Source organism: Streptomyces sp. GL_141, from assembly GCF_057834385.1.
Genome location: NZ_CM174402.1, coordinates 3,362,373 through 3,384,723 on the forward strand (window position 1 = coordinate 3,362,373; position 22,351 = coordinate 3,384,723).

A 22,351-nucleotide genomic window follows, 5' to 3' on the forward strand; every position below is an offset into this window, starting at 1 on the left:
CCCGAGAGGCAGGTAAGGCGACGAGTACTGTGGGACTCGCTTCCGGTCCTCCCGGCGGGAGGCGCGCAGCATCGGCACACGGCCGAGCAACTTGAGTAGTCTGCCATACGAGACACGTACGGCGCCAATCGGGCGGAAGAGAATACCCCGCCACGCTGAGTGGTCAAACTGCACCACGCGGCGGGGGTCCCCGTCCCTGCTCCGGCGGCCGCTCAGGAGCGCGCGAGCGCGCCGCATCCCGCCTGCGGTCCGGCTTCCGGGCTCTTGCTGCGGTCGTACGGGTCGACCGGAGTGCCGGAGGGCGTCGGCCCGGTGGGGGCGTCCTCGTCGAAGGCGGGGTGCAGGAATCCGTCGTGGACGTCACACGCGCTGTTGGCCAGGTTCACGTCGACGTCGTCGAGCCAGAGCTTGCCTTCGGTGGCCCGCCACTTCCGCGGGTCCGCGATGGAGAAGGTGATCGTGCGCCGCACGATGGAGCGCTCGACCTGGTCCGCGCCCGGCTTCGCCTTCACGAACGGGTACACGAACGTGTAGTCGATCAGCACCTTGGCCTTGCCGGCCTTCTCGGCGGGCTCCACCCACATCCGGCCGCGGACCTTGACCACGTCGCCCACGGGCTTCAGCTCCTCCGGGCGGGTCCGGGTGAAGAAGTTCAGCGGGTCGTTCTCCTTGCTCGGGGCGGCCAGGTACCGCTCCAGGTCGAGCGCGCCCGCCGGCAGCGTGGAGAGCTTGGGGTCGAGCAGGTCCAGCGCCGCCCCGGGGCGCTCCCCGCGCAGGGTCGCCGGGTCCAGGTTGGCCGTGACCAGGAACTGCTTGACCTTCGTCAGCGCGTCGGCCACCTGCTCCTTGCTCATGCCGCCGACGGCCTGGGCCTCCGGGACCTCGATGCCGGCCGCCCCGTCGGCCCACTGGAGGGCCGGGGAGCCCCGGAAGGGCTCGGCGAGGGTCGGCCGGTCCGGGTCCACCGGGGTGGGCGCGGCGGTCGGGCGGGCCGTCTCGGCCGGCAGTTGCTGCCGGGCCTTCGCGTCCTGCGCGGCCTCGCCGGTGAACTTGTCGATGACCAGCTCCGGCCGGATGGCGATCAGCGCGAGCGCGGCGACGAAGACGATGGCCAGCGCCGCCTTGAGCCGGCGCCCGCCCCTCCCCCGCTCCCGCCGGGTGACGCCGGCCCGCCAGGCCGGCGGTTCGGCGGAGCCGCGCCGGGCGTCCTCCTCACGCAGCCGCGCGGCCACCATGCGCGCCCGCGCGGACGGCTCCTTGGGGGCCTCCCCCGCGCCCGCCCCGGCCTGTTCCAGGAACCGCGCCCACTCCTCGTCGGAGACGGCGGGTATGCCGTCGTCGTTCTTCCCCATGTCCCCCACCCCCGCCTGCGGAACCCCGTATCACTCGGCGAAGTAGCCGGTGACGTCCGCGATCAGATCGACCGTACCGTCGTTGTTGTAGAAACTGATCTTCCCGTCGACCACGGGGACGACCACCAGGTTCGGGATCGTCCGGCCGGCGGTGAAGTTCAGGTTCGAGGCGCTGGAGCGCACCGTCCCGCTCGGATACACCGACACGTAGCTCGCGGCCGTCGGGTTCGTCGCGGTGACGTTCAGGACCACCGCGGTGACGCCCTCCACCGGGATCCCGGCCGTGCCCGCCACCGGCAGCGTCACCACGCCCTGCGCGCCCACCTTCGCCTTCGGCACGCCCAGGCCCGCACGCGTGTCCATCAGCCGCTTCGGACCGGTGTTGACGTGCGCCGATCCCCCGTCCGCCTTGGCGAAGTAGCCGGTGACGTCCGCGATCAGGTCGATGCTGCCGTCGTTGTTGTAGAAGCTGACCTTGCCGTCCACCACCGGAACGACCACCAGGTTCGGGATCGTCTGCCCCGGCGTCACGTTCAGGTTGGAAGCGCTGGAGCGCACCGTCCCGCTCGGATACACCGACACGTAGCTCGCGGCCGTCGGGTTCGTCGCGGTGACGTTCAGAACGACCGCGGTGACGCCCTCCACCGGGATCCCCGCCGTGCCCGCCACCGGCAGCGTCACCACGCCCTGCGCGCCCACCTTCGCCTTCGGCACGCCCAGGCCCGCACGCGTGTCCATCAGCCGCTTCGGACCGGTGTTGACGTGCGCCGATCCCCCGTCCGCCTTGGCGAAGTAGCCGGTGACGTCCGCGATCAGGTCGATGCTGCCGTCGTTGTTGTAGAAGCTGACCTTGCCGTCCACCACCGGAACGACCACCAGGTTCGGGATCGTCTGCCCCGGCGTCACGTTCAGGTTCGAGGCGCTGGAGCGCACCGTCCCGCTCGGATACACCGACACGTAGCTCGCGGCCGTCGGGTTCGTCGCGGTGACGTTCAGGACCACCGCGGTGACGCCCTCCACCGGGATCCCGGCCGTGCCCGCCACCGGCAGCGTCACCACGCCCTGCGCGCCCACCTTCGCCTTCGGCACGCCCAGGCCCGCACGGGTGTCCATCAGCCGCTTCGGGGGGACCGGAACGAACGTGGCGGACTTCGGCACGGGGACGTCCGCGACGACGGTGACCGGCAGGCTCGTGGAGACCTTGCCGTTCAGCGCGGTGGCCTTGACCTGGACCGTGTGGGTGCCGCTGGTCAGCACCGCGTTCGCCGTACGGGCCGGGCCCGCGGTGGTCGCGGCCGGTGCGCCGTCCACCAGGAGCTCGAAGGAGCCCAGCAGGCCGCCCGCCGTGCTGGTGGTCCAGTCGACCTTCAGGGGGCCGGTGGACTTGAGGGTCGTGCCCGGCGCGGGGACCGTGCCGTTCACCGCGGAGATCTTCAGCCGCGCCGCCGGACCGCTGGTCCGGATCGCGCCGAGCTGGTCGTAGAGCCCGCCGCCCGGGCAGATGGTGTTGAAGCCGTCCCGGTGGCCCGACAGGGTCTTGAACGGGTACGACTGGCCCCCGGTGAACGAGGTGCCGAGGTAGTTCTTCTGGCTGCTGCCGGCCACCAGCGTGGTCGTACCGTTCAGGTCGCCGTCGTACTGGCCGAGCTTGTAGGCCGCGACCCGGGAGATCGAGTCCAGGGCGGCGGCCGGGGCTCCTGCGGTCTGGTGGTCGCCGAGGACGGCGATGCCCATCGACTCGGCGTTCCAGCCGAGGGTGTGCGCGCCCTGGACCGGCTGGTCGATGCCGCCCTTACGGCCCTCGAAGACCGTGCCGCACTTGTCGACCAGGAAGTTGTAGCCGAGGTCGCGCCACAGCTCGACCTTCACGTGGTACTCGTGGATGCCCCGCACGATGGCCGCGGACTGCGAGCAGTCGTACGGTTGCGCGCTCGCGGTGTGGTGGACGAAGGCGGCCTTGACGACGCCGCCGGGGAGGTAGCCGGGGGCCTCGTCGTTCAGGCTCTCGTCCGCCTGCCACTCGACCCGGGTGACCACGGCGGGCCGCGGGGCGGTGGACGGCGGTCCGGGCGGCAGCGCCTCCGTGGCGAAGGCGGACGGTTCGGCGGGCAGCTCGCCCTTCTTCGCGGCGGCGCCGGCGACGGCGGGGTCCACCAGGTTCAGGGTCAGGCCCGCCGGAAGGGCCGCGCCGCCCTTCACGCGCACCTCGGCGCCGTTCGACGGGCCGACCCACACCGGTTCGGTGGCGCCGGGTGCGCCGGGGCGCTTGCCGTCGAGCCCGGGCTGCACCGGGTCCAGGGTGATCCACCGGGACCACTTCCCGGTCTCCGAGCTGCGGGAACGGGCCTCGATGGCACCGTTCACCCTGGCCTCGGGGTCCGTCCAGGACACGCCGAGGAGGCCGAAGAGGTCCGTGTCCTGCTGGGCGAGCACGGCCTCGCCGGAGCCCTTGGGCTTCAGGGCGAGCCGGTCGACCCCGGTCTTCGCCCGGCCCGGCTGACCGGCGGCGGCGCTGTAGGTCTTCGCCTTGCCCGGCGCCTCACCCGACGCCTCACCCGGTGCCTTCGCCTCGGAGGCGCCCGGGCCGGATCCGCCCGCCACCCCCTGGAACCCGAGCACCGCGGCCACACCGAAGGCGGCGGCCAGCGCCGTACCGCGCACACGACCCAGTCTCAACTTGTCCCCGACCCCTGTTCCGAACGCCTCAGGTGACCCACCTGATCGCCCGGATGCTACTGGCAGGCGTGCTGGACGAGGCGGGCGGGGGCCGATCCGGTGAAGCACGGACCCCGGCCGCCACGAGGGGCGGACCGGGGTCGGGGTGTAGTGCCGCGGGCGGGCTGGGGCCTCAGCGGTGGCGCCAGAGCACCCATTCGTGCAGCGTGTTCACCTTGGCCACGTACCAGCCCCGGGGAGCGTTCGGCCAGGAGTCCTCCGGCTTGGCGTCCTTCGAGGTCAGCCGCAGTACGGCCGCGTCCGCCGCGGCCGGCGGCTGCTCGCCGTGCTCCAGCTTCCGCGTCCAGACCCGGCCGTCGTACACCTCGTACGCCTGGGCCATCCGCAGGCCCCAGTCGACGTCCTCGTCCATCACCAGGTTCTCGCCCGGCTTGAGGTCCGCGGACTGGGTGAAGCCCGTGGCCAGGTACTTGCGGGTCTTGCGGTGCGGCTCGGCCACGTTCGAGGTGACCGTGGTCGTCGCGTACGTGGCGAACAGGGCCAGCGACACCGCGACGGCCCACATCACCCGGCGTCCGCCGGCCAGCCGGAACATCACGCAGGCGGCGAGCACCAGCAGGGCTCCGGCGATGGTCCGCCACATGTGCAGCTTGTTCCACTCCGAGGCCAGGAACAGGGCGTCCGGCATGGCCCACGGGATGATCCAGCGCGCGTAGAGGCCCTTGCCGACCACCATGATCACGAACTCGGCGGTGACCACGGTGAACACCACCGCGCTCAGCACCAGCCGCAGCAGGGCTCCGGTCCGTGCCCGCCACAGCGCGGCGACGCCGACCACGAAGAACGCCGGCACGAGCACGGCCAGGTACCGGGCGTAGATCCAGTTGTCGATCCGCTTGTCCCCGGGCAGTCCGGCCGCCGCCGCGAGAGCGATCCCGCACAGCAGGGCGACCATGGCGAAGGAGACCACCCGCGAGGCCCGGGTGAAGCGGGAGCTGAACACCGCGAACACGCACAGGGCGAGGGCGATCGCTCCGAAGCCCCAGGAGGAGACCGAGAAGTACCAGAGCTGGCCGATCGTCCGGGTCACCGTGCGGCGCAGCAGCTCGGGCTCCACGAGGTTGTCCATCACCTGCGTGCCCACCGAGCTCGGCGGGGTGTCCTTGAACTGCGCCTCCAGCCAGCCCGCGAGGAGCTTGGCGCCCAGTACGGAGACGGCGAGGCCGCCCCAGGCGGCGAGCGTGGAGCGCAGCGGCGCCCACCTGAAGACCAGGGCGCCCAGGAACACCGCCGCCGTGATGGCCACGACCACGCCGCCGCGGTCGTGCACCGCCATGGAGTAGCCGGCCAGCAGTCCGGCCCCCGCTCCGTACCAGGTGCGGCGGCGCGGGTCGCCCTCGCTCAGCCAGCCGTGCAGGGTGATCAGCCAGCCGAGGAGGACCACCGGGAGCACGGTGTCGGACATCGCGAACTCGGAGTAGAAGACCACGGGCGGCATCAGCGCGGCCGCCGTGGCGATCAGGAACGAGAGCCCCCTGGGCAGGTCGAGCCTGCGCAGGGCCGCGTAGGCCAGGAGGAAGACCAGCGCGTTGAGCAGCGTGTTGATGCCCATGACCAGCTGGTACGCGGTGACCGGGTCGTCCGCGATCCGCAGGGCCGGGGAGAGCAGCAGCGGGTAGCCGCCGGGGATGACCGAGCCGACCGGCATCTCGGTCGTCGGCCGCCCCGCGAGCACCCGGGCGAGGACCAGGTACGAGGGCTCGTCCGCGTGGACCGAGGGGTAGCTGTTGCCCCACACCAGGGAGAGCCGGAACAGCACCTGCGTCAGGTACCCGGCGACCAGGGCCGCGGGCCAGAACCACCGCCGGCGCAGGGCCGAGTCCCGCAGGGCGAGCAGCCGCTCGGTCCCGGCGGGCTCGCCGCTGCGTTCAGGGGCGGACGCGTCCCTCGCTCCGGCCGCGTCCATCGTTTCGGTTCCCGACTGCACCCCTGTGCACTTCCTGTTCTGGTTGGACTGCTGGGCAGGCTCAGCTCTGCCCGGAGGTGAAGGCGTGCCGGGCCAGGTTCTTGGCACCCTCACGGTTCCCGCGGGCCAGCGCCCCGGGGAGCATCGTGATCGCGTGGAAGCGGGAGGCACTGTGGATGCGGGCGGCGCGGGCGGCCTTGGGCCAGCCGCGGGCCTCCATCCGCTCGGCGACCGCCTCGAAGTAGCGCGCCTGCTCGGTGAAGCGGGTGCCGGTGAAGGCCTGGACCGAGGACTCGCTGACGGCGTGCCGGCGGTACTGGAAGACGGTGGTCGAGGCGTCGATCACCATCGCCTCGCCGATTTCGAGCAGGTCGACCACGAGCGCGAGGTCCTGGACCACCGAGTACTCGGACTGGAAGTTCACCTTGCGCAGGGCTTCACCGCGCCAGGCGATGGACGGGAAGTACAGCCAGTTCCCGCGCAGCACGCTGACGGCCAGCTCCTCGCCCGCCATCGTGCGGTTGCCCTTGACCTGCGGGGCGTAGAGCCGGCGCTTGACGTTGTCGGCGAGACCGGCGGTGACCCGGCCCTCGCCGTCGATGACCTCGACGCCGGGCTGGATCATGCCGATGCCCGGCTGGGCCTCGGCCAGGCCCCGTACGGTCTTCAGGTAGTGCGGGTGGAGCACGTCGTCACAGCCCATGATGACGACGTAGTCGGCCTCGGAGAGGTGCACGCACTTCTTGAAGTTCTCGTTGATGCCGAGGTTCTGCTCGTTGCGGGTGTAGTGGACCCGCTCGTCGCCGAGCTCCGCGAACCAGCCGGGTACGTCCGGCTCCTTGCCGTCGTCGATCACGACGAGCCGGAAGTCCGGGTCGCTCTGCACCAGGATGCTGCGGACCGCGTCCTGCATCAGCTTGACGTCCCCGTAGTAGGGGAGCATGAAGTCGAAGGTCACCACGGTGATTCCTCAGGCCTTGACGGAGTCTGCGGGCTCGGCGGCCGGCGCCGCGGGCTCGGCCGGGGCGGCGGGTGCCGCGGGCTCGGCCGGGGCGGGCTGACGGACGGCGTCCGGGCCGAGGCGCTCGTCGTTGTGGCGCGCGCCCTCGCTGAGCGCCACCGTCCGGGCCAGGTCGGTGATCTTCTTCTCGAGCGAGCGGAAGCGCAGGAAGGTGTTGAGCGTGAGGAAGCCCATGGCCAGGACCATCACGTACAGCACCAGGTCGGTGCCGCGGCCGACGCCGAGCTGGTGGGCCAGCCAGGTCACGTCGGTGGGCCGCAGGACGGCGTACACGTTGACGAGGACGAACACCGAGAAGGCGATGCGCTTCCAGGCACGGGTCTTCGCCTGGTCCCAGTTGCGTATGAACATGAGGGCCAGCGACACGGAGCCCAGGATGAGCACCAGCTGGATCCAGAAGTACTTCATCGGCGGCCACGCTCCCGCAGGGTGATGTCGAAGAGGATGTTGACGCCGTTGATCAGGGACTGACCCTTGGCGCGCGAGTACTCGGTGTAGAGGATGTCCACGGGGACCTCGACGACGCGCAGTCCGGAGCCGGCCAGGTAGCCGACGATCTCGGAGGCGTGGGCCATGCCGTTGTGCGTGATCTGCAGCTTCTCCGCCGCCGCCCGGCCCAGCACCCGCAGGCCGTTGTGCGCGTCGGTGAGGTTGAGCTTGCGGGCGGTCGGGCTGACGGCCGCGGCCGTGCGCAGCACGACCCGCTTGATCCACGGCACCTGGCCGTTCTGCTCGATGAAGCGGGAGCCGAGCACCACGTCGGCCTCGCCGGAGCGCAGTACGGCGACCATCTTCTCGACGTCGTGGGTCTGGTGCTGGCCGTCCGCGTCGAAGGTGGCGAAGTAGCGGGCTCCCGGCTGGGAGAGGGCGTACTTCAGACCGGTCTGCAGGGCTGCGCCCTGGCCGAGGTTGACCGGGTGCTGCACCAGGTGGGCACCGGTGGAGGCGATGTGCTGCGCGGAGTCGTCCGAGCTGCCGTCGTCGACGACGACTATGTTCGGAAAGGTCTTGCGCGCTCCCTCGACGACATCGGCGATCACCTGGCCCTCGTTATAGGCCGGTATGACCAGCCAGACATCGTCGTATTGGGACACGGTAGCTCCAGCGGAATGTGGCACAAACGAGTGCTCGGGGATCTGTGGGACTTCGGAGGCGGGCACGGTCACTTCCCGGCTGCGCCGGCGCCCAGCGGGCTCGCGACGTCCGTAGGCCCGGGAGCGTCGCCGGCTCCCGGAACGGCTTCCGGGAACTTCAGTCTCAGCGCTGTCAGCATAGCGACGACGGTGGCGACGGAGCCGAGAGCATAGGCCAGGATCACACGCAGGGCCACGTCACCGGGGGCGAAGGTGACGCCCACCAGGACGGCGGTACCGATGGCCCAGCAGAGCAGCTGCAGGTTGTGTCGCTTGAATACCATCAGCGCCTGACCGAGCACCATCGCGAACATGTACGCCACGGTTCCGGCGGACAACAGGAAGAAGTCGAAGCAGCCCAGGGCCGGCTTGGCGCCGAAGAGGACGCCGATCAGCCAGGGGCCGAGCACGGTGGCGGGGATGCCGCCGAGCAGGCCGAGCGCTCCGACGACCATGCCGATCCGGCGCAGCATCGCCGAGAAGGCGGCCCGGTCGCCGGCCTGGAAGGCGGCGCTGAGCCCGTTGAGCAGCGAGGCCTGGAGCGAACCGAAGACGAAGAGCGGGACCCGGGCCAGGACCAGGGCGTTGAGCAGGGCCGCGATCAGCACGCTGTCCGTGGGCGCGAGCAGCTTGGTGCTCATCACGGAGGCGTTGACCACGACCTGGGACAGCAGGGTCGAGCAGATCAGCAGGCCCAGCCCGGAGGTCAGCTCGCGCCAGGCGATCTCCTCGCCGGGTTCCACGACGCGCAGCAGCGCGGGCAGCGTGACCAGGGCGGCGATGACGGGCGCCAGCGCCAGTACGAGGCTGAAGGCGAGCGCGGAGTCGGGCAGGGCCACGGCGCAGCCGAAGGCGAGCACGATCCGCAGCCCGCCGTCGATGGCGAGCTGGGTGCCGTACGCGCCGAACCGGCCGAGGCCCGCCAGGACCCCGCGGGTGAGGTAGCAGACGGCCATGCCGGTGAAGGCACCGCCGAGGGCCGCCACCAGGGCCCGGTCCCCGTGGAAGAGCAGGTCCGCGATGGGCCCGGCGGCTGCGGCGAGCACGAGCAGGGTCGTGCCGAGGATCGCCGCGGTGAGCAGGGTGGCCCGGCGCAGGACGGGGGCCGCTCCGTGCCCGTCGACCGCGCGGGCGGCGACGATCCGGGTGAGCTCCTGCTCGATGGGGAAGAAGATGCCGAGCCCGATCGCCATCACGATCGTCCACAGCACCGAGACGTTCGCCATGGCTTCCGTGGACAGGCTGTGCCCGGCCACGCCGAGGTGGACGTACGAGGCCGCCCCGAGCACGACGGTGCCGCCGGCCACCGCGACGGTGCCCGGCGGCAGGGCCGCGCTGATCTTGCTCAGCAGGTTCTTCATCCCGAGCTGACGTTCCTGTCCGCGCCCTCGGGCGCCGCGAAGGCGGGCAGGGCCAGGGCCGCCGCCAGCTGCTCGCGCCAGTCGGCGAGCGCGGGCAGGCCGGCCTCGGCCCAGCGGTCGTGCGCTAGCACGCTGAACGCCGGCCGGACGGCCGGGCGTACGAACGCGGAGGAGTCGGTGGGCCGGATCCGCTCGGGGTCCAGGCCGCTCAGCCGGTAGGTCTCGCGGGCCAGCCCGAACCAGGTGGTCCGGCCGCTCGCGGTGCCGTGGTAGACCCCGCCGGGGGCGCGGCCCGCCAGGGCGGCCTGCCCGAGCTCGACGAGGCGGCCGGCCAGCGCGTAGGACCACGTGGGCTGGCCGTGCTGGTCGTCGACCACGTCGAGGGTGTCCCGCTGGGCGGCGAGCTTGAGCATGGTGGCGACGAAGTTCGGGCCGTGCTCGCCGTACAGCCAGGCGGTGCGGACCACGTAGCCGTGCTGCGGCAGCAGTTCGGCCACGGCCTGCTCGCCGGCCAGCTTGGAGCGGCCGTACGCGTTGACCGGGCCGGTCGCGGAGTCCTCGGCGTACGGCTGCTCGGCGTCGCCGGGCAGCACGTAGTCGGTGGAGACGTGCAGGAGGCGGGCTCCGGCCGCGGCGCATGCCTCGGCCAGGACGCGTACGCCGGTGCCGTTGACGGCGGTGGCGGCCTCTTCGGCGCTTTCCGCGCCGTCGACGTCGGTCCAGGCGGCGCAGTTCACGACCACGGCGGCGCCCTCGACGGCGGCCCGGACGGCGGCCGGGTCGGTGATGTCGAGGTCGGTGCGGCGCAGGCCCGTGGCCGCGATTCCGGCGTCCTTGAGGACGGCCAGGACGTCCTGGCCGAGCATGCCGGCGGCGCCGGTGACGAGCCAGCGGGCGTCGGCGCTCTCGGCTGCGGTGGCGGTCTGACTCTGGCTCACGTCCGCGGCGGTCACTTCTGCAGCGCTGCCTTGGCCTTCAGGGGCTCCCACCAGGCGCGGTTCTCGCGGTACCAGGCGATGGTCGACGCGATGCCTTCCTCGAAGGTGACCTGCGGGGCGTAGCCGAGCTCCGAGCCGATCTTGCTGATGTCGATGGAGTAGCGCAGGTCGTGGCCCTTGCGGTCCTCGACGCGCTCGACCATCTCCCAGCCCAGGCCGGCGGCCTCCAGCAGGACGCCGGTGAGCTCCTTGTTGGTGAGCTCGACGCCGCCGCCGATGTTGTAGACCTCGCCGCCGCGGCCCTTGCGCATGGCCAGGTCGATGCCGCGGCAGTGGTCGGAGACGTGCAGCCAGTCGCGCACGTTGCCGCCGTTGCCGTACAGCGGGACCTTCTTGCCGTCCATCAGGTTGGAGACGAACAGCGGGATGACCTTCTCCGGGAACTGGTAGTGCCCGTAGTTGTTGGAGCAGCGCGTGACCACGACGTCCATGCCGTGGGTGCGGGCGTAGGCCAGCGCGAGCAGGTCGGAGGAGGCCTTCGAGGCGGAGTACGGGGAGTTGGGCACCAGCGGCCACTCCTCGGTCCAGGAGCCCTCGCTGATCGAGCCGTAGACCTCGTCGGTGGAGATGTGGACGAAGCGGCCGACGCCGTGCTTGCGGGCGGCGTCCAGGAGGACCTGGGTGCCCACCACGTTGGTCATCACGAAGGGGCCCGCGCCGGCGATCGAGCGGTCCACGTGGGACTCGGCTGCGAAGTGCACGACGACGTCGTGGCCGGGCATCACCTGGTCGACGGCCTCGGCGTCGCAGATGTCACCCTTGACGAACGAGTAGCCGGAGTGACCGGCGACCGGGGCGAGGTTGGCTTCGACGCCGGAATACGTCAGCTTGTCGAAGACGGTGATCTGGGCCGTGGGGTCCGAACCGAGCTGCTGGCGGACGAATTCTGAACCGATGAAGCCGGCGCCGCCGGTCACAAGGATGCGCATAATACAAACAGTCTAGCCGCTCGCCTACTCCTCCACGGCCGCCCGCCCGCTCCACCCCGGGCCCGGACGGCGCGCCTCCACCGGTCTCGCATAGGGTTGTGCCTATGCGTGGAATTCTCTTGGCCGGCGGCACCGGATCCCGACTCTGGCCGCTGACGCGGGCAGTGTCGAAGCAGCTGCTGCCCGTCTTCGACAAGCCGATGATCTACTACCCGCTCTCGACGCTGGTCATGGCCGGGATCAGCGAGATCCTCGTCATCACCACCCCGGAGGACCGCGACCAGTTCGAGCGCCTGCTCGGCGACGGGTCGCAGTTCGGCATCCGGCTGGAGTACGCCGTCCAGGAGCGCCCCGAGGGCATCGCCCAGGCCTTCGTGCTCGGCGCCGACTTCATCGGTGACGACTCCGTCGCCCTGATCCTCGGCGACAACATCTTCCACGGCAGCGGCCTCGGCACCCGCCTGGCGGAGCACACCGACTCCAAGGGCGGCCGGGTCTTCGCGTACCCGGTGGCGGACCCGACGGCGTACGGCGTGGTCGAGTTCGACGAGAACGGCCAGGCCATCTCCATCGAGGAGAAGCCGGCCCAGCCCAAGTCCCGGTACGCCGTGCCCGGCCTGTACTTCTACGACAACCAGGTCGTGGAGATCGCCCGCGGCCTGAAGCCCAGCGCCCGCGGCGAGCTGGAGATCACCGCCGTCAACGACGCGTACCTCCAGGCCGGTGAGCTGAATGTCACCATCCTCGACCGCGGTACCGCCTGGCTGGACACCGGCACCTTCGTCTCGATGGTGCAGGCCTCGGAGTTCGTGCGCGTGATCGAGGAGCGTCAGGGCTTCAAGATCGGCTGCATCGAGGAGGCCGCCTGGCGGGCGGGTCTGATCGACTCCGCGCAGCTGCGCGCCCTGGCCGAACCGCTGGTCAAGAGCGGTTACGGCGACTACCTGATCGGTCTGCTCGAAGAGGAGGCCGCACGATGAAGTTCCGCGAACTCTCCATCGAGGGCGTTTTCGAGATATCGCCCCAGCAGCACGGTGACCCGCGCGGCATGTTCATGGAGTGGTACCGCTTCGACCACCTCGCCGAGGTCGTCGGGCACCCGCTGAACCTGGCGCAGGCCAACCTCTCGGTCTCCCAGCGCGGTGTGGTCCGCGGCATCCACTTCGCCGACGTCCCGCGCGGCCAGGCCAAGTACGTCACCTGCGTGCGCGGCGCCGTGCTGGACGTCATCGTGGACATCCGGGTCGGCTCCCCGACCTTCGGCCGCTGGGAGGGCGTGCGGCTGGACGACGTGGACCGCCGCGCCGTCTACCTCCCCGAGGGCATGGGTCACGGCTTCTGCGCGCTGACCGATGACGCCACCCTGTCCTACCTCTGCTCGGAGACGTACAACCCGACGGGCGAGCACTCGGTCCACCCGCTCGACCCCGACCTGGGCATCGACTGGCCGGCCGACGTCCCGCTGCTGTCCGCCCGTGACGACGCGGCCCCTTCGCTGGCCGACGCCGTCGCGTCCGGCCTGCTGCCGGACTACGCCGCCTGCATGGAGTTCACGGAGTCCCTGCGGGTGAAGTAGCACCGCGCACGGAGCGACGTACGCGAAGAGGGCCGTACCCCCCGGGGTGCGGCCCTCTTCGCATGCCCGCCGGCGGCACGCGGGCGCGCATGCGACACGCGGGCCCCCACGACGAAGGGCCCCTCCCCCGTCGCGTGAACGACGGGGCAGGGGCCCTCCTGTCAAACATGGTGCCCGCGTCAGCGAGCTACCAGGTCAGAACACGAATTACTTCGTGATCTTGATGACCTGGCCGGCGCCCACGGTACGACCACCCTCACGGATGGCGAACTTGAGGCCCTCCTCCATGGCGACCGGCTGGATCAGCGCGACCGTCATCTCGGTGTTGTCGCCCGGCATGACCATCTCCGTGCCGGCCGGCAGGGTGACAACACCCGTGACGTCCGTGGTACGGAAGTAGAACTGCGGACGGTAGTTGTTGAAGAAGGGGGTGTGACGGCCACCCTCGTCCTTCGACAGGATGTAGGCCTGGGCCTCGAACTCGGTGTGCGGGGTGACCGAACCGGGCTTGATGATGACCTGGCCGCGCTCGACGTCCTCGCGCTTGATGCCACGGAGGAGCAGACCGACGTTCTCGCCCGCCTGGCCCTCGTCGAGCAGCTTGCGGAACATCTCGATACCGGTGACCGTGGTGGTGGTCTTGGTCTCCTTGATGCCGATGATGTCGACAGTCTCGTTGACCTTCAGGATGCCACGCTCGATACGGCCGGTGACGACGGTACCGCGACCGGTGATCGTGAAGACGTCCTCGACGGGCATGAGGAACGGCAGCTCGGTGTCACGCGGGGGGGTCGGGATGAAGTCGTCGACGGCGGACATGAGGCCGAGAAGCTTCTCGCCCCACTCCTTGTCGCCCTCGAGCGCCTTCAGCGCGGAGACGCGGACGACCGGCAGGTCGTCGCCCGGGAAGTCGTAGTCGGAGAGGAGCTCACGAACCTCGAGCTCGACGAGCTCCAGGATCTCCTCGTCGTCCACCATGTCGGCCTTGTTCAGGGCGACGACGATGGAGGGGACGCCGACCTGGCGGGCCAGGAGCACGTGCTCCTTGGTCTGCGGCATCGGGCCGTCGGTGGCGGCGACCACGAGGATCGCGCCGTCCATCTGCGCGGCACCGGTGATCATGTTCTTGATGTAGTCCGCGTGACCCGGGCAGTCGACGTGGGCGTAGTGACGCGCCTCGGTCTGGTACTCGACGTGCGCGATGGAGATGGTGATACCGCGCTGGCGCTCTTCGGGAGCCTTGTCGATCTGGTCGAAGGCCGAGGCCTCGTTCAGGTCCGGGTACGCGTCGTGCAGCACCTTGGTAATGGCGGCCGTGAGGGTCGTCTTACCGTGGTCAATGTGACCGATGGTGCCGATGTTGACGTGCGGCTTAGTCCGCTCGAACTTCGCCTTCGCCACGGGGTCCTCCTGGAGAGTGGTTCTGTACGCCTTGCTCATCGGCGCCAGGTGATCTTTGCTGGATAGCCGGTTCCCCCGGGGCAACGGAGGGTTACTCCTGTTGCCCCAGAGGCTCCGGTGACAAGCCTAAAGCGTGTACTCGGAAGAGTTACTCGCCCTTGGCCTTCGCGATGATCTCCTCAGCGACGTTCCGGGGAACCTCGGCGTAGGAGTCGAACTGCATCGAGTAGCTGGCGCGACCCGAGGTCTTGCTGCGGAGGTCTCCGACGTAGCCGAACATCTCCGAGAGGGGCACGAGGCCCTTCACGAGGCGAGCGCCGTGACGCTCCTCCATGGCCTGGATCTGGCCACGGCGGGAGTTGATGTCACCGATGACGTCACCCATGGACTCCTCCGGCGTGGTGACCTCGACGGCCATCATCGGCTCGAGGAGCACGGGAGAAGCCTTGCGCGCGGCCTCCTTGAAGGCCTGCGAACCGGCGATCTTGAAGGCGAGCTCGGAGGAGTCGACCTCGTGGTAGCCACCGTCGAGAAGGATGACGCGGACGCCAGTCATCTCGTAGCCGGCGAGGATGCCGAACTTCATGGCTTCCTGCGCACCCGCGTCGACCGAGGGGATGTACTCCCTCGGGATGCGGCCACCGGTGACCTTGTTCACGAACTCGTACGCCGGACCGTCGGCCTCGAGGATCGGCTCGATCGCGATCTGCACCTTGGCGAACTGACCGGTACCACCGGTCTGCTTCTTGTGGGTGTAGTCGTGACGCTCCACCGTCTGGCGGATCGTCTCGCGGTAAGCGACCTGCGGCTTGCCGACGTTGGCCTCGACCTTGAACTCGCGCTTCATACGGTCGACCAGCACCTCGAGGTGCAGCTCGCCCATACCGCCGAGGATGGTCTGGCCGGTCTCTTCGTCCGAGTGAACGTGGAAGGAGGGGTCCTCCTCCGCGAGAGACTGGATGGCGACACCCAGCTTCTCCTGGTCACCCTTGGACTTGGGCTCGATGGCGACCTGAATGACCGGGGCCGGGAAGTCCATGGACTCCAGGATGACCGGGTTCTTGTCGTCACACAGCGTCTCACCGGTGGTGGTCTGCTTCAGGCCCATGACGGCGACGATGTCACCGGCGCCCACCGCTTCGATCTCTTCACGCTTGTTCGCGTGCATGCGGTAGATCTTGCCGATGCGCTCCTTCTTGCCCTTGACGGAGTTCAGCACCGCAGTGCCGGCCTCCAGGCGGCCCGAGTAAACCCGGACGAAGGTGAGCTTGCCGAGGTGCGGGTCGCGCATGATCTTGAACGCGAGCGCCGCGAGGGGCTCCTCGTCAGACGGCTTGCGCTTCACGACGACCTCGGCGTCCCGGACGTCGTGGCCTTCGATGGCCTCGATGTCCAGGGGCGACGGGAGGTAGCGGACGACGGCGTCGAGCAGGGGCTGAACGCCCTTGTTCTTGAACGCCGTGCCACAGAACACCGCGGTGACGGTGGCACCCTTGTCGCCCTTGGAGCCGATGATGATGCGACGCACAGCGGCGTGCAGCTGCTCGACGGTGGGCTCGACGCCCTCGAGGAACAGCTCCATGATCTGGTCGTCGTTCTCGGCGACCGTCTCGACCAGCTTGGCGTGCCACTCTTCAGCGGCTTCCTTGTGGGTGTCCGGGATGTCGACGATGTCGTACATCTCGCCCTTGGTCGCCTCGGCGGACCAGACGAACGCCTTCATGGTGACCAGGTCGACAACGCCCTGGAAGTCCATCTCGGCACCGATGGGGAGCTGCATCACGATCGGAACCGCACCGAGGCGGTCCTTGATCATGTCGACGCAGCGGTGGAACTCGGCGCCGGTGCGGTCCAGCTTGTTGACGAAGCAGATGCGCGGGACGCCGTAGCGGTCCGCCTGACGCCAAACGGTCTCGGACTGCGGCTCCACACCGGCGACACCGTCGAACACGGTGACGGCACCGTCGAGGACGCGGAGCGAACGCTCCACCTCGACCGTGAAGTCAACGTGACCCGGGGTGTCGATGATGTTGATGGTGTGGTCGACGTCTTCGAGCGGCCAGTGGCAGGTCGTCGCGGCAGACGTGATCGTGATGCCGCGCTCCTGCTCCTGCTCCATCCAGTCCATCGTGGCAGCGCCGTCGTGGACTTCACCGATCTTGTACGACACACCGGTGTAGAACAGGATGCGCTCGGTGGTGGTCGTCTTGCCCGCGTCGATGTGAGCCATGATGCCGATGTTGCGCACCTTGGCCAGGTCAAGCGAAGTGGTAGCCATATCGGCTCAGTCTTCTCTCGGTCTCGATGTGGGTTGGGACTACCAGCGGTAGTGCGCGAAGGCCTTGTTGGACTCGGCCATCTTGTGCGTGTCCTCGCGCTTCTTGACGGCAGCGCCAAGACCGTTGGAGGCGTCGAGCAGCTCGTTCATGAGGCGCTCGGTCATCGTCTTCTCGCGGCGGGCGCGGGAGTAACCCACGAGCCAGCGCAGCGCGAGGGTCGACTGACGGCCCGGCTTGACCTCGATCGGCACCTGGTAGGTGGCGCCACCGACACGGCGGGACTTGACCTCGAGCGACGGCTTGACGTTCTCCAGCGCGCGCTTCAGCGTGATGACCGGGTCGTTGCCGGTCTTCTCGCGGAGGCCTTCCATGGCGCCGTAAACGATGCGCTCGGCGGTGGAGCGCTTGCCGTTCAGGAGGATCTTGTTGATGAGCGACGTCACCAGAGGAGATGCGTAGACCGGGTCGATGATGACCGGGCGCTTCGGGGCGGGGCCCTTACGAGGCATTTTTTACTTCTCCTTCTTGGCGCCGTAGCGGCTGCGGGCCTGCTTGCGGTTCTTGACAGCCTGGGTGTCAAGCGCACCGCGGATGATCTTGTAACGAACACCCGGCAGGTCCTTCACACGGCCACCACGCACGAGCACGATCGAGTGCTCCTGCAGGTTGTGTCCCTCACCCGGAATGTAAGCGGTGACCTCGATGCCAGAGGTCAGACGCACACGCGCGACCTTACGCAGCGCCGAGTTCGGCTTCTTCGGGGTGGTCGTGAACACTCGCGTGCAGACGCCGCGACGCTGGGGCGAAGCCTCGAGCGCGGGGGTCTTTGTCTTCTCGACCTTGTCCTGCCGGCCCTTACGGACCAGCTGCTGGATCGTAGGCACTACTTCTCCGGTTTCTGTGTGCCGTGTAGTGAAGCTAACCTGGAACATTTGCCGACCCACGCGGTCGGGTGTGTCGGATCCGGCGGACCTCCACGCAAGCGTGGAAACGCATGAATCGCGGTGGCTTGTACGGCTCCAGTGCGGTTGATGGACACGCACAGGAGCCCAGGCACACCCCAGGCACAAGGTCTGAGCGTACCCACCGCATCCACTCCGGTCAAAACAAAAGCCCCTGCCCCGGGAGCCCGAAGGGCCCTGTGGCCAGTCGCCACAAGGCCGAGGCCGGGATGCAGTCCCTCCGACGTGCGGCCGTGGTGCGCATGTGCTAAGCGGAAGCCGCCGCACCTCCTGGGGCGCGGCGGCTTCCGGTCGTGCGCGGGGTCGTTCCGCGGCGGCTCCCGGTCCTGTTCGGGGTCATTCCGCGGCGATTCCCGAGGTCATTCCCGCGCGGTGCGGCGGCCCTCGGCGGGCTGCTCGGGGGCGGTGGGCCCGGCCGGGGCCGCCGCCTCGCCCTCGGCGGGCTCCAGGAACTGGCTCACCACCTTGACGAAGACCGCGCGGCGCTCCTCCGGGACTCCGAGCCACCGCGCGAAGTCCTCGATCGCGGGCCGCTGCCCGTCGGCCGGCAGCGGGAGCGGCGCCAGTGGCAGCTCCTCCGGGCTGACCCGGCCGGAGCGGATCAGCATGTCCCGCACGGAGACCCCGAGGAACGGGGCCATGCGCCGCATCGTTTCGAGGTCGGGCATGCTCTGCCGCTGCAGCAGCCGGGTCACCGCCGCGCGGTGCACGCCCGCCTCGTCGGCGATCCGGGACTTGCCTCCGCCACGGGGGCTGTCGATGTCGTAGCCGCGCTGCCGCATCAGGTCTTCCACCCAGGCCGCGAACGCGTCCAATTCGCGAGTACTCATGTGTCGCTCCTCAGTCCACCCCATGGGGAACTCACCCTAGCGTGCTTGCGCGCACAGAATCAGACCTTACACAGGGCATACGGGATCCCCTCACAGGATTCTTAATTGCGCGCTCGCGCGCAACGTGTCAGAGTGGCGGCCACGCCCCACCCGCCACACCGATCACGCTTTCCCCGCGGTCACGGCAGCACCGAGCACCCGCACCCGTCACCGCCCAGCTCCTCAGTCATGGAGTCGCCATGCCCTTCCGCTCCCCGCCGCCCCGCCCCCACGCAGTCCCGTGGCAGTCCGCCGCCGCCTGCGCCGCCCTCCCCCCGGCCGTGGTCTTCGCCCGCCGGGCCAAAGACGCCGCGCCCGCCCTGCGCGCCTGCGCCGTCTGTACGGTCCACGCCGAGTGCGAGGAGGCCGTCGCCCCGGCCGAGAGCCGGTTCGACGGGGTCTGCGGCGGCCGGCTGTGGCGGGGCGGCATCCCCTCCGCCGTCCCCCAGCCCTCCGGGAGCCCCTCGTGACCGACCGCGCCGCCGATGACAGCGCCCTCTGGATCGCCGCACTGATCCGCCAGTTCCCGGAGCTCGCGCGGGAGCTGGCGCCCGGCCGCTCCGGCCCCCTCGCCCCGCACGCCTCGTACGGCGGGCGGCCCCCGGCGCCGCCCCGCCCGGCGGCCGAGGCGCGGATGCGCGAGGAGAAGCGGGAAGCCCTCCTGCTCCAGCAGCGCCACGGGCTGGCCGCGCCCGGGTACGGCGCCGCCCCCATCCGCCTGCACGTCTCCGACACGATCCGGGACATCACCGACGGCGTGGTCGAACTGGAGGAGGCGGCGTGCGCCCGGCTGGGGGTCCCCCGCCCGCGCGCCGCCGACGTGCCGGTACGGCTGCGCCGCATCGCCGCGCTGCTGGGGGAGATCGGGGCGCACCCCGTGCTGGCCCGGCACGTACGGGACGAGCTGCGCCGGATGGCCCGCCGCTGCGCCCGCGCCCTCGGGGACACCGAGCAGGTGGTCCGGGTGGCCGGCCGGTGCCCGTGGTGCGACTCCGTGTCCCTGCGCGCCTTCCCCGACCGGCGGGCGGTGCTCTGTGTGAACCCGGCCTGCCGCTGCACCGACGAGGAGTGCGGCTGTCGCGACGACCCCGCCTACCGCCACCTGTGGCCCGAGGGCGAATGGGCCCCGCTGGCCGCCGCCGCGGGCTGCCGTACGGACGAACTCGACGCCGCGATGGAAGGTACCGCCCCGTGACCCCAGCACCCACCGCCCCCGCACCCTCCGCCTCCGCCCCCTCCTCCCGGGTCCCCCTGCTCCCCGCGCTGGTCCCGGGGCCGCTGGCCGCCCGGGAGGCGGGGGTCGCCCCCGCCACGATCCGCAAGTGGGTCCAGCTCGGGCGGCTCGTGGCGGCGGGGCGGGCCGGGCGGGCACAGCTGTTCCGGCTGGAGGACGTGTTCGCCGCCGAACGGGCCGCCAGCCGCCGGCCCGCCTGACCCCGCCCGACCCGTGTGACCCTGCCCGACCTGTCCGCCCGCGCCGGTGCCCGGCCTCCTTCACGGAGGCCGGGCACCGGCGTTTCCGCGTGCGCGCGCCCGCTCCCCCGCCGGACGGCCGCTCGCTCAGCCCTTCCGCTGGTCGCCGCCAGCCGGTCCACCGTCGAGGTGTGCAGGCCCGCCGCCTGCTTCGCGAGCACCGCCCAGAGATTTCCCGAGTTAGTTGCGCGCGCGCACGCACCGTGTCACAGTTGGCGCAGCGGCAGAGCTGCGCCCGGCGGGAACGCCGGGAGGGCAGCCGCCGCTCCGCGTCGGGCGGTGTCCGCCCCCGCCCCCCGTCCGGGCACCGCCCGACAGCCCCCTTCCACCCATCAGCCCGAGGTGAATCGTCGTGACCACTCCCCCGAGTGCCTTCCCCGACGTCGAGGCCCTGGTCGTCGACGTCCTCCAAGCTGATCCCGCCCTGTCCACCGCCGTCGTCGCCGTCAGCCCGCCCGCCGGATTCGACGGCACCCAGCGGGCCGTCATGGTCAACCGGCGCGGCGGCGCCTGGACCGGCGACCTGCACGTGGACATGCCGCTGATCGAGTTCGAGGTGTACGGGCCCACCAAGGCCGCCGCGCACACGCTGGCCAACGCCGCCCGGCGGGCCCTGCTCGCCGCGCTCGGCAAGACGTACGGCTCGAACACCTTCACCGACGTCGTCGAGCACGACGGACCGCGCTGGCTCCCGGACTACCTCTACCGGGGCGCCAACCGCTACGTCTGCGTCATCGAGGTCTCCCTCAGCGTCTTCTGACGCACCGGCCGGCGGGCGCGCTCCCGCGCCCCGGCCCCCCATACGAAGGCCCTGCCGTCCGGCGGGGCCTTTGCCGTACCCGGACCCGGAGAGATCCGGGGTCCGGACCGGCAGACCCCTATATAAGGAGAAGCATCACCATGGCAGGAAACTCGTCCGAGATCCGCGTAGCCGGCAACGGTCGCCTCTTCGTCGCCGCTGCCGGCACCGCGCTGCCGACGGCCTTCACCGGCAAGCCGGACATCGACTGGGGCGCCAGCTGGAAGGACCTCGGCTTCACCACCGCCGACGGCGTCACCTTCTCCAAGAAGGACAAGCTGGAGCCGGTCGACTCGTGGCAGGCCGTCAGCCCGGTCCACTTCACCTACTCCGACCGGGACCTGAGCATCAAGTTCTCGATGCTCCAGTTCAACGAGCTGACGCTGCCGTTCTTCATGGGCGGCGGCGCGGTGGCCGACGAGGCGACCCCGTCCAACGGCATCTACCGCTACGACATCGCGGACTCCCCGAAGTCGGACGCCCGCGCCCTCGGCCTGGAGTTCACCGACACCAAGGCCTCCGACGGCTCGGTCGTGACCTACCGCTTCTACATCCCGCGCGGCCAGGTCACCGCCTCCGACGACATCAAGCTGGCCCGCAAGTCGGCTTCCACGCTGGGCATCACCTTCACCGCCCTGACCACGGGTGACGACAAGCCGCTGGCGAGCTTCGTCATGAAGGACAGCGCGTACTCGCTCGTCTGACCGGCCGACAGGCCCTGACGGGGGCGGGGCGGCCGTCAGGCCTCCCCGCCCCCACCCCCTCACGACTTCCCTTCACCCAGAGGAGAACCCATCACCATGGCAGGCTTCGACGTCAACGCGGCCCGCGCCCAGCGCCAGGAGGCCCTCGGCCGCACCTGGTCCTTCCAGCTGGACGAGGAGACGTACACCCTTCCCACCGAGCTCAGCCGGGCCGCGGCCAAGGGGCTGCGCAAGCTCGACGACAACGACGTGGACGGTCTGCTCCGGCTCCTCCTGGGCGACCAGCAGTTCACCCGCTTCGAGCAGCACGACATCACCATGCAGGACATCGCCGCGATCCTCGAGGCCTACGGCAAGGAGACGGGGCTCGGCCTGGGGGAAGGCTGAGCCTCGTCGAGTTCGTCGACGAACACGCCGAGGCCCTCGAAGCGGACCTGCTCCGCTACTACGGCAAGGACCTCCTGGACTGGCACCGGGGAGAACTCTCCTCCCGCCGGCTCCAGGTCCTGCTCAAGCACCTGCCGCGGGACAGCTCCGTCAACCGGGAGCTGTTCGGCGAGGCCGCCGACTGGTCGGTGACCGACCACCTGCTGGCGGCCACCGTGGACCACCTGGCGGCCGCCAACTGGATGTTCGCCTGCGTCAACGCGGCGGAGGACGGGGACGCCCCCGATGCTCCGGAGCCGGTGCCGCGGCCGGACGGCAAGCCGTACGCCGGCCCGGACGAGCCGCCGGATCCGGCGGACGGCCCCGGCGGGCCCGGCGGACCGGGGGAACCCGGTCAGGCCGGGGCCCCCGCGCCCGGGAGCATCGGGCTCAGCCCGGAGCGGCTCGTCGGCTTCTTCGGCTGAC

23 protein-coding genes are annotated in these 22,351 nt (G+C 70.5%); 9 read left to right on the forward strand and 14 right to left on the reverse strand.

The window, feature by feature from the left end; translation table 11 throughout:
- Window positions 1-212: 212 nt before the first annotated feature.
- The 9 genes from AC3IX6_RS14380 to rfbB all read right to left on the reverse strand — a co-directional run bounded on the left by AC3IX6_RS14380 (window position 213) and on the right by rfbB (window position 11,436).
- Complete coding sequence (locus AC3IX6_RS14380; protein WP_489370488.1) at window positions 213-1,352, reverse strand: serine/threonine-protein kinase; 1,140 nt, start codon at window positions 1,350-1,352, stop codon at window positions 213-215.
- 30 nt (window positions 1,353-1,382) lie between these two features.
- Window positions 1,383-4,013 carry a peptidoglycan recognition protein family protein gene (locus tag AC3IX6_RS14385; protein WP_489370489.1) on the reverse strand — a complete coding sequence of 877 codons (2,631 nt, stop codon included), beginning with the start codon at window positions 4,011-4,013 and terminating at the stop codon, window positions 1,383-1,385.
- Between the two features lie 187 nt (window positions 4,014-4,200).
- Entirely contained in the window at window positions 4,201-6,015 is a 1,815-nt protein-coding gene (locus AC3IX6_RS14390; protein ID WP_489370491.1) for a M15 family metallopeptidase domain-containing protein, read from the reverse strand.
- A 40-nt stretch (window positions 6,016-6,055) separates the two neighbouring features.
- Complete coding sequence (locus AC3IX6_RS14395) at window positions 6,056-6,955, reverse strand: glycosyltransferase family 2 protein (RefSeq protein WP_489370492.1); 900 nt, start codon at window positions 6,953-6,955, stop codon at window positions 6,056-6,058.
- Between the two features lie 9 nt (window positions 6,956-6,964).
- The gene (locus AC3IX6_RS14400; RefSeq protein ID WP_489370493.1) at window positions 6,965-7,423 is read right to left on the reverse strand and encodes a DUF2304 domain-containing protein; all 459 of its coding nucleotides are present in this window, start codon (window positions 7,421-7,423) and stop codon (window positions 6,965-6,967) included.
- On the reverse strand, window positions 7,420-8,109 hold the full coding sequence (locus AC3IX6_RS14405) for a glycosyltransferase family 2 protein (protein ID WP_478687864.1): 690 nt from the start codon (window positions 8,107-8,109) through the stop codon (window positions 7,420-7,422). The genes AC3IX6_RS14400 and AC3IX6_RS14405 overlap by 4 nt, the downstream gene beginning before the upstream one ends.
- A gap of 68 nt (window positions 8,110-8,177) precedes the next feature.
- A complete protein-coding gene (locus AC3IX6_RS14410) occupies window positions 8,178-9,509 on the reverse strand; it encodes a lipopolysaccharide biosynthesis protein (protein ID WP_489370494.1) in 1,332 nt (443 codons plus the stop codon).
- The gene (gene rfbD, locus AC3IX6_RS14415) at window positions 9,506-10,375 is read right to left on the reverse strand and encodes a dTDP-4-dehydrorhamnose reductase (RefSeq protein ID WP_489371447.1); all 870 of its coding nucleotides are present in this window, start codon (window positions 10,373-10,375) and stop codon (window positions 9,506-9,508) included. Before rfbD ends, AC3IX6_RS14410 begins: the two co-directional genes overlap by 4 nt.
- 83 nt (window positions 10,376-10,458) lie before the next feature.
- Complete coding sequence (gene rfbB, locus AC3IX6_RS14420) at window positions 10,459-11,436, reverse strand: dTDP-glucose 4,6-dehydratase (RefSeq protein ID WP_489370496.1); 978 nt, start codon at window positions 11,434-11,436, stop codon at window positions 10,459-10,461.
- Between the two features lie 104 nt (window positions 11,437-11,540).
- On the opposite strand from rfbB, the gene rfbA reads away from it, so the two are divergent.
- Window positions 11,541-12,416, forward strand: coding sequence for a glucose-1-phosphate thymidylyltransferase RfbA (rfbA, locus tag AC3IX6_RS14425; RefSeq protein WP_489370497.1), 876 nt, complete (start codon window positions 11,541-11,543; stop codon window positions 12,414-12,416).
- Window positions 12,413-13,012, forward strand: coding sequence for a dTDP-4-dehydrorhamnose 3,5-epimerase (rfbC, locus tag AC3IX6_RS14430; protein ID WP_489370498.1), 600 nt, complete (start codon window positions 12,413-12,415; stop codon window positions 13,010-13,012). The genes rfbA and rfbC overlap by 4 nt, the downstream gene beginning before the upstream one ends.
- Window positions 13,013-13,219: 207 nt before the next feature.
- Here rfbC and tuf read toward each other — a convergent pair whose 3' ends face one another.
- The 5 genes from tuf to AC3IX6_RS14455 form a co-directional block, all read right to left on the reverse strand.
- Window positions 13,220-14,413 carry an elongation factor Tu gene (gene tuf / locus AC3IX6_RS14435; protein WP_327309305.1) on the reverse strand — a complete coding sequence of 398 codons (1,194 nt, stop codon included), beginning with the start codon at window positions 14,411-14,413 and terminating at the stop codon, window positions 13,220-13,222.
- Window positions 14,414-14,561: 148 nt separating this feature from the next.
- On the reverse strand, window positions 14,562-16,691 hold the full coding sequence (fusA, locus tag AC3IX6_RS14440) for an elongation factor G (protein ID WP_243333348.1): 2,130 nt from the start codon (window positions 16,689-16,691) through the stop codon (window positions 14,562-14,564).
- A 39-nt stretch (window positions 16,692-16,730) separates the two neighbouring features.
- Window positions 16,731-17,201 carry a 30S ribosomal protein S7 gene (gene rpsG / locus AC3IX6_RS14445; RefSeq protein ID WP_215023410.1) on the reverse strand — a complete coding sequence of 157 codons (471 nt, stop codon included), beginning with the start codon at window positions 17,199-17,201 and terminating at the stop codon, window positions 16,731-16,733.
- Between the two features lie 3 nt (window positions 17,202-17,204).
- Window positions 17,205-17,576: a 30S ribosomal protein S12 gene (gene rpsL, locus AC3IX6_RS14450; RefSeq protein ID WP_007265893.1), complete on the reverse strand. Its 372-nt coding sequence runs from the start codon at window positions 17,574-17,576 to the stop codon at window positions 17,205-17,207.
- A gap of 437 nt (window positions 17,577-18,013) precedes the next feature.
- On the reverse strand, window positions 18,014-18,484 hold the full coding sequence (locus tag AC3IX6_RS14455) for a helix-turn-helix domain-containing protein (RefSeq protein ID WP_489370499.1): 471 nt from the start codon (window positions 18,482-18,484) through the stop codon (window positions 18,014-18,016).
- A gap of 239 nt (window positions 18,485-18,723) precedes the next feature.
- On the opposite strand from AC3IX6_RS14455, the gene AC3IX6_RS14460 reads away from it, so the two are divergent.
- The 7 genes from AC3IX6_RS14460 (at window position 18,724) to AC3IX6_RS14490 (ending at window position 22,350) form a co-directional block, all read left to right on the forward strand.
- Window positions 18,724-18,993 (forward strand): WhiB family transcriptional regulator, encoded by a 270-nt coding sequence (locus AC3IX6_RS14460; RefSeq protein WP_489370500.1) that lies wholly within the window; start codon window positions 18,724-18,726, stop codon window positions 18,991-18,993.
- A complete protein-coding gene (locus tag AC3IX6_RS14465; protein ID WP_489370501.1) occupies window positions 18,990-19,718 on the forward strand; it encodes a hypothetical protein in 729 nt (242 codons plus the stop codon). Before AC3IX6_RS14460 ends, AC3IX6_RS14465 begins: the two co-directional genes overlap by 4 nt.
- Before the next feature lie 56 nt (window positions 19,719-19,774).
- Window positions 19,775-19,957, forward strand: a complete 183-nt coding sequence (locus tag AC3IX6_RS14470; protein ID WP_489371448.1) for a MerR family transcriptional regulator — start codon at window positions 19,775-19,777, stop codon at window positions 19,955-19,957.
- A 391-nt stretch (window positions 19,958-20,348) separates the two neighbouring features.
- Complete coding sequence (locus AC3IX6_RS14475; RefSeq protein ID WP_266955902.1) at window positions 20,349-20,756, forward strand: phage tail termination protein; 408 nt, start codon at window positions 20,349-20,351, stop codon at window positions 20,754-20,756.
- A gap of 140 nt (window positions 20,757-20,896) precedes the next feature.
- Window positions 20,897-21,499, forward strand: a complete 603-nt coding sequence (locus tag AC3IX6_RS14480) for a phage tail tube protein (RefSeq protein ID WP_250754696.1) — start codon at window positions 20,897-20,899, stop codon at window positions 21,497-21,499.
- A gap of 96 nt (window positions 21,500-21,595) precedes the next feature.
- Window positions 21,596-21,886 (forward strand): hypothetical protein, encoded by a 291-nt coding sequence (locus AC3IX6_RS14485; RefSeq protein ID WP_383948013.1) that lies wholly within the window; start codon window positions 21,596-21,598, stop codon window positions 21,884-21,886.
- 188 nt (window positions 21,887-22,074) lie between these two features.
- Window positions 22,075-22,350 carry a hypothetical protein gene (locus AC3IX6_RS14490; RefSeq protein WP_489370502.1) on the forward strand — a complete coding sequence of 92 codons (276 nt, stop codon included), beginning with the start codon at window positions 22,075-22,077 and terminating at the stop codon, window positions 22,348-22,350.
- Window position 22,351: the final 1 nt, after the last annotated feature.